8 protein-coding genes are annotated in these 6,600 nt (G+C 46.4%); all 8 read right to left on the bottom strand.

The annotated features are described in order from the left end of the window. Positions 1 to 1,295, bottom strand: a 1,295-nt coding sequence (locus RI563_RS08715) for a putative bifunctional diguanylate cyclase/phosphodiesterase (RefSeq protein ID WP_310693986.1), incomplete at its 3' end; no start/stop codon positions are given. A 533-nt stretch (positions 1,296 to 1,828) separates the two neighbouring features. Beyond that, positions 1,829 to 2,641 carry a TIGR00282 family metallophosphoesterase gene (locus RI563_RS08710; RefSeq protein ID WP_310693985.1) on the bottom strand — a complete coding sequence of 271 codons (813 nt, stop codon included), beginning with the start codon at positions 2,639 to 2,641 and terminating at the stop codon, positions 1,829 to 1,831. Between the two features lie 231 nt (positions 2,642 to 2,872). After that, on the bottom strand, positions 2,873 to 3,304 hold the full coding sequence (locus tag RI563_RS08705) for a hypothetical protein (RefSeq protein ID WP_310693984.1): 432 nt from the start codon (positions 3,302 to 3,304) through the stop codon (positions 2,873 to 2,875). 13 nt (positions 3,305 to 3,317) lie between these two features. After that, on the bottom strand, positions 3,318 to 4,451 hold the full coding sequence (locus tag RI563_RS08700; RefSeq protein WP_310693983.1) for an FAD/NAD(P)-binding oxidoreductase: 1,134 nt from the start codon (positions 4,449 to 4,451) through the stop codon (positions 3,318 to 3,320). 82 nt (positions 4,452 to 4,533) lie between these two features. Next, positions 4,534 to 4,767 (bottom strand): sulfurtransferase TusA family protein, encoded by a 234-nt coding sequence (locus RI563_RS08695; RefSeq protein ID WP_310693982.1) that lies wholly within the window; start codon positions 4,765 to 4,767, stop codon positions 4,534 to 4,536. Between the two features lie 40 nt (positions 4,768 to 4,807). Further along, the gene (locus RI563_RS08690; RefSeq protein ID WP_310693981.1) at positions 4,808 to 5,194 is read right to left on the bottom strand and encodes a DsrE/DsrF/DrsH-like family protein; all 387 of its coding nucleotides are present in this window, start codon (positions 5,192 to 5,194) and stop codon (positions 4,808 to 4,810) included. A 92-nt stretch (positions 5,195 to 5,286) separates the two neighbouring features. After that, complete coding sequence (locus tag RI563_RS08685) at positions 5,287 to 6,156, bottom strand: ABC transporter permease (RefSeq protein ID WP_310693980.1); 870 nt, start codon at positions 6,154 to 6,156, stop codon at positions 5,287 to 5,289. Between the two features lie 114 nt (positions 6,157 to 6,270). Then, positions 6,271 to 6,600, bottom strand: a 330-nt coding sequence (locus RI563_RS08680) for an ABC transporter permease (RefSeq protein WP_310693979.1), incomplete at its 5' end; no start/stop codon positions are given.

Here is a 6,600-nt window from a genome sequence, read left to right as displayed (position 1 = left end):
CCGGTACCAAAATCATCGATCGCCAGACTGACGCCCATTTCATGCAATTGTTCAATCACCACACGCACGCTATGTGAATCAGTCATTACACTGTTTTCGGTAATCTCCAGCATCAACCGGGCCGGATTAATCCGGTAGCGCTCGATCAGATCACGCAGTTTTTCCGGCAACAGGGCGTCCTGAATATCATGAATAGACAGGTTCACGCTCATGCGCAAATCCAGTCCTTCCTTTTGCCATTCCGACATTTGCTGAAGCGCACTGCGCAAAATGTACTGGGATAACGGGCGCATCAGGTTCGACTGTACGGCCAGGGGAATAAACTCATCCGGCATTACCAGCCCCAGTTCGGGATGCTGCCAGCGGGCCAATGCCTCCACACCCCAGACCTTGCCGCGCTGCATATCGATAATCGGCTGATAGTGCAACGTAATCTGGCGGTTATCCATGGCGTCACGCAGATTACACAGCATGCTCAGACGCTGGGTGGTGTACTGGTCCTCATTCGCATCGTAGAACGCATAACCGGAACCGGTTTCCTTGGCCATATACATGGCCACATCAGCATGCTGGATCAACATATCCGCCGAGGGGCCGTCTTCGGGATAACCGGCCAGACCGATGCTGATACCAATCGGTATCTGGCGACGATCGAGCTGAAACGGCTCCTGCATAAAACGGACGATATTCTGTGCCACGACCTCGGCCGTCTTCTGGTTCGCGCCCGGTAACAACACCGCGAACTCATCCCCCCCGAGACGAACGAAGGTATCCGTGACACGCAATACTTTCTTGATACGGGTGGCCACATGCTGGATCAAGCGATCTCCGGCCTGATGCCCCATCGAGTCGTTGACTTCCTTGAACTGATTCAGGTCCATCATTAACACCACGAACTCGAAGTGAGGTGATGTGTCCTCCTTGATCAGCCCTTCAATCTTTTCATACAGGAAATTGCGATTGGGCAAGCCAGTCAGGTGATCGTGATAGGCATAGTGCAGTTCGAGCGCGGAAATACGCCGGATATATTCAATACTGGAAAGACTGCTGCGGGTAATTAACAGCACAAACAGGCTGCCGCCCAGAAAAACCATCGCCATCAGGATCTCGGCGACCCCGGGAACAGCCAGCCGGCTCAGCATGGCCAGCTGGGCAATATAGCCGGCAATAAACAGCATCAGCAGGATAAAAATGAAATTCCAGGTCAGGTCGGTACATTCCTTTTCCTGACAAATTCTCCTGACCGGGCGCAACGAGGAGAGCAATAATACCAGACCAACAACCACGAGGGACATCGTTATGTACTTCAACACCATAACCCCACCTAAAAGTATCCCGTATACGCAAACCGGGACCAAATAATAATTATTCTATTTAATGCGACCTGAGTCGAACCGGAGATGGTATGCTCAAAAAGCCACCATCACCCATGTTGAAAAGTCGATTCAACAATGTCTATCAAGACACGTATTTTAGAATCATTCAAAAAGTAACATCCGCAGACACTGTATCAATTATTGTTACTGCTCTGCAGGATAAATACAAGGGCAGTATAATAAAATCAAACAGATATACTCAGTGACGGGGTCAAGTCAAGTGACCAATGCCCATATTCTCACTAGACACACAGTCATCGTATTGAGCATACCGGGTTCTGGACAAAAAATAACCAACCAAAAAGCGTATAATGGAAAACAGGAAGTAGAGTAGAAAATAAGCAAGGAGTGTGCACAAAGGTGTTAAAGCTATGGGCAACCTTAAGCTGAATTTCCAGGTTACAGATCCATACTCCATTACACCAGAGAGTCAGCGAATAGGCTGCAGGCGCCTATACACAAAGCTGATGCCTGGTCAATTCAAACTCTCTCATCTTTAATCGTTGAATATTTACACATAAACCTGTTTTTTCATCTAGTTCGAGTAGTGCCGCGTGAAGCGTACCTTCGCCGTGGGCAATAGTTAACGGGACAGATTCTTTGTCAATCAGACGTCTCATGGACTGATTAATATCCATCCCGACAACAGAATGATAACACCCGCTCATACCTACATCAGTGAGATAACCTGTGCCTTTGGGGAGCACACATTCATCAGCAGTCGGAACATGCGTGTGCGTGCCGACCACGGCGGATACTTTACCATCCAGATACCATCCCATAGCAATTTTCTCACTTGCCACCTCTGCGTGCACATCTACAATAATGCAATTAACATCTGATGGTTTTTGTGCCAATGCATTATCTGCAGCCTTGAAGAGGCAAGATAAAGATGATGACATAAAAATGTTACCTAGAAGATTAAGTATTCCAACTTTTGCCCCACTTTGAGTAGTGACAACATGCCAACCACTGCCCGGGGTACCAGCGGGATAATTATAGGGTCTCAACAAACGAGGTTCGGTGACAATATAATCGATGACTTCTGGCTTATCCCAGGCATGGTTACCATTAGTCAGAACATCCACGCCGAGGGAGAACAGCTCCTTAGCCGAATCAGGAGTCACACCTTTACCATCTGCGATATTTTCAGCATTAGCGATTACAAGATCGATCGGGTAACTGGAGTGTATACGAGGAAGCGCAGAAGCTATAGCTCGTTTCCCAGGGGCGCCGACAACATCACCGATAAATAGCACAAGCATATAAAGAGCCCTTAGCGCTACACCATAAGACCTCGAATTGTAGAACCCGAAGAAATATCAGAAAGGCAGTCATGCAATATAATATGAAGACAACCAGTTATCAATGATTTACAAGTAGATCTGATTATATAGCACAGCCACCTGCGCCCAAAAAAACTGTGTCATACAGGTTTATAGGCGTAAGTGGGTGGCTATTCAGCTTGTGGTAATAGTGCAGTGCGTTAAAGGACGCTAAGCGGGGTTCCCTCCCTTGTGGTGTTGCTCACGAAGGCTGTGGCTCATATGTTTGCCGATAAGCGACAGGAGTCTTATCCCCTCTTGTGTGCCAGGGTCCTTGGCAACACGCACCATGCAACCGAAACCACCTGTTGCCGGTGGTGCAGCGGCTATTTCCTGACTCGTTGCGTGAATCGCCTCGGAAAGGGCAATGAGCAGATTCTGACTTTCAGGCTTGTCCAGAACCTGGAGAAGGCGCATCAGTCCTTCATTACGTGTCAGGCGATCAAGAAGAGTAAGACCCTCGCTCATTGTACCCGCTATACGTGTGACAATTTCATCCGACATTGCATCACGGGCAGCTGCTACCAGATTGGCAATTTCTACCAGTCCTTCAATGTCATTTCGATCAAGATTGCCTAAAGTTGCTTCATTTTCAGTAGTCATAATATCTGCTTCCTTAGAGTAACCCGCGGACACTGGACCAATACATCTGGTTATATGCCATTTTAAACCAGTGCATCGGTTTGGATGATGGCTTCAGATCAGGCGGGTTTTTATAGTCGAACATTGCATGTGTTGCACTATCATGGCCGGTCTCAATGAAACAGTAGACTTTTCCGTCATAATCTCTTACCGGAATACCAATTTTGATAATTGAAGCAATATTTTCTGCGACAACCTCTGCTTCGAAATGAGCCGCGGATCCGGTCTTGCTAACAGGCAGGTTTGTCGTATCACCCAACACATAAACATTGTCATAGCCTTCCATTGTCAGCCTATGTCTGTCTGTTGGTATCCATCCACCTGTACCAAGGTTGTTTTTTTCAACAACATCCATGCCTGAATGAGGAGGAATGGCAATCAACATATCATATTTTGTTTCTGTTCCTTCCTCGCTTCTAACCACTTTATTTTCTGCATCAACCTCTTTGACATTAAATAAGGTTTCATATTCTATCCCCATTCTGTCAAATTCAGGTTTTGCCCATGTAGCCACATTGGCAATCGTATGAATTCTGCCAATTGGGTAGTGATATTTTATCTTGACTTTGTCGCGTATACCTTTTGCAGTAAAGTAGTCATGCAGGGAAAACACGAGCTCCACAGGAGCGATAGGGCATTTGTGAGGAACTCCGACCGCAATTGCGATGGTTCCTTCCTCTATTTCACGCAAGCGCTTGAACATCTTCACAGCGCCCTCTTCAGAATAAAACGTATCGGCACCTTCTGCCATTCCAGGAATCTGCTCTGGAACGATTCGAGAACCTGTTGCGATTACCAGCATATCGTATTCATGTGTTTTCCCGCTTTTTGTGACCACTTTATTATGATCGAGTTGAAACTCTTCAGCGGGATCAACATGAAAATCTATACCAGGCTCGAGCAGGCTCTGCTGATCTCTGTAAAGCTGATCAGGTGTCATCTGACCGAATGCGACATATAGCAGACCTGGTTGATACATGTGCTTGTCAGACGCCGAAAGCATCGTTAACCTTACTTTACGATCTCGAATTTCGGATGCCAGGCGTCGCGCCAAGTTATTTGCCAGAATGGTACCACCTGTGCCACCACCAACAATTAGAATTCTCATTGCACTCTCCTATCCATACTTTAACCGAGCTATTGTTACTGTCGGTCAGGACTTACCATTCAGACACAACAGACAACACCTGTTATTTCGCTTTGCGAATAAAAATATGCCAAACGCCGTCGACTTTTTCGCTGCTAATAAGCTCATGACCGACCTTGTTAACCCATTCTGGAACATCATTACCAGAACCTTCGTCAGTTGATAATAACTCAAGCGTCTCGCCTATCTCCGCTTGTTTCATGTGCGTAATCAGTTCCATAAGCGGCCCTGGGCAAAACGTATCTCTTGCGTCGATAACTTTACTAGTATCACTCATCATTAATACCTCATTTAATTGCCAGTACTGGGCGCATAGATTAGAATGTAACCATATGCCCTTCTTCAGCATCACTCAAAAAGCGTGTAAGTCCTGTTGGCGGACCAAGCTCAGGCTCGAGATCATCACCAGTAATTTCCATCAAATCGAGCGCCATCGAGCAGGGCAATAATTTCGCATCACCCAGCTCCACGGCCTGCTGGAATAATTGCTTGAAAGGTGGCACGCCTTTTTTTGACATAAGCTCACCAAGCTCACCCTCAACAGGTGCAGATTCGCTATAGCCTTTCGTGAAGTATGGCAAAGCGTTCATGGACAGAAATACTACGACTTCGTCACCCGATGCAGCAGCAACAGAAGCAAACATTGCAGCCATCTGCATTTTTTCGTGTGTGCCAGTGACACACACTATATTAAGTTTTGACATTTTGTCTCCATATCCTCTAATCAATCGATCTACATCAAAACGTTCAATTAACTATTAAACTCGGTATAGGCTTTAAGGAATAACTTAATTAATCATTTTTTACTCCAGGAAAATTGCTTGATCAGCATTACAAGAATGCTGTCCAGGATATACCCGACGACACCAATCACGAGTATGACTCCCATAAGGTTCGGATAATTCATACCCTCACGTGCATCCTGAATCGCGTAGCCGAATCCGGACGTTACGCCCAGGAACTCAGCGGGGATAATAACGATCCATGCAACACCCAGAGCGAGTCGTATGCCGGTAAAAATATCAAAGGCAATAGCCGGAAAAATAACCGTTTTAAGAATATGCAGTGGACCTGCTCCGAGGTTTTTAGCTACTTTGAACCAGTTAGGATCAACTTTTTGCAGGCCTGCGGCAGTAGAGAACATAACCGGCCATACAGCGGCTATGGTAATCAGGAAAATAATTGCATCATTCCATGTCAAGAATGCAACTACAGCAATCGGCTCCCATGATAATGGGCTGATCATTCGCATAAACTGGAATGGAACGTTGGTAAGCTTCTGAAACCATGCTATACGTCCCATAACTATGCCGATAGGAACGCCAATTGCAATAGCAAATAACATCCCCATTCCAAGTCGATAACCGCTATTTATAAGAGCGTCGGGAATCGATCCCCGGGCCCACAACTCAGGCAGAGCCTCAAAAGCTTGTACTACGCCGAATGATTTAAAAAAAGCGTTCGAGGGGTCCAGCGTGATCAGGAATATTCCTAACCACCACAATCCGAACAGAATAGCCAATCCAAAAAGTATATTACCTAAACCACATGCCGAGCACTTCGCCATGGTGCACATCTGGCAGTACATAATATAAAATCGATCGTCCCGGGGCTTCACTGTTGCTGCTCCATCATTACCTACCGATAAAACATCATTATCATTCATCGTTTTACTACTCCCCGCAGTGCGGATAAACAATCACACGCGATTCTGTCAACCTCACACATGCTGCTATATATTACCTGGCGGTAATTGTGAACGGTCAAATACCACCACCTATCAACACACACCACCTCTGTGCCAACTGAATTTCTTGATTAGCATGGCCAGCGTTGTATCCAGGATATAACCAATCGCACCAATCGTAAGAACAATAGCGGTCAGATGGTCGTAGGATAATGTTTCACGTGCATCTTGAATCGCATAGCCAAGACCGGATGTCACACCAAGATATTCGGCTGGTACCAGCACAATCCATGCAACGCCAAGTGCCAGTCTCAGACCGGAGAGAATGTCAAAGGTAATTGCCGGCAGGATGATTCTGGTAACCATATGTACCGGTCCGGCGCCAAGATTACGTGCAACCTTGAACCAGGCAGGATCGACCTT

It is taken from the genome of Thiohalophilus sp. (assembly GCF_031581315.1).
GTDB lineage: Bacteria > Pseudomonadota > Gammaproteobacteria > UBA6429 > Thiohalophilaceae > Thiohalophilus.
This window is presented reverse-complemented; position numbering and strand designations above follow the sequence as displayed.

What these genes read in the sequence shown, in the direction of transcription:
- RI563_RS08690 (WP_310693981.1), bottom strand. Translation starts at nt 5,194, where the DNA reads ATGTCAAAACTTAATATAGTGTGTGTCACTGGCACACACGAAAAAATG.
- RI563_RS08685 (WP_310693980.1), bottom strand. Translation starts at nt 6,156, where the DNA reads ATGAATGATAATGATGTTTTATCGGTAGGTAATGATGGAGCAGCAACA.
- RI563_RS08700 (WP_310693983.1), bottom strand. Translation starts at nt 4,451, where the DNA reads ATGAGAATTCTAATTGTTGGTGGTGGCACAGGTGGTACCATTCTGGCA.
- RI563_RS08705 (WP_310693984.1), bottom strand. Translation starts at nt 3,304, where the DNA reads ATGACTACTGAAAATGAAGCAACTTTAGGCAATCTTGATCGAAATGAC.
- RI563_RS08695 (WP_310693982.1), bottom strand. Translation starts at nt 4,767, where the DNA reads ATGAGTGATACTAGTAAAGTTATCGACGCAAGAGATACGTTTTGCCCA.
- RI563_RS08710 (WP_310693985.1), bottom strand. Translation starts at nt 2,641, where the DNA reads ATGCTTGTGCTATTTATCGGTGATGTTGTCGGCGCCCCTGGGAAACGA.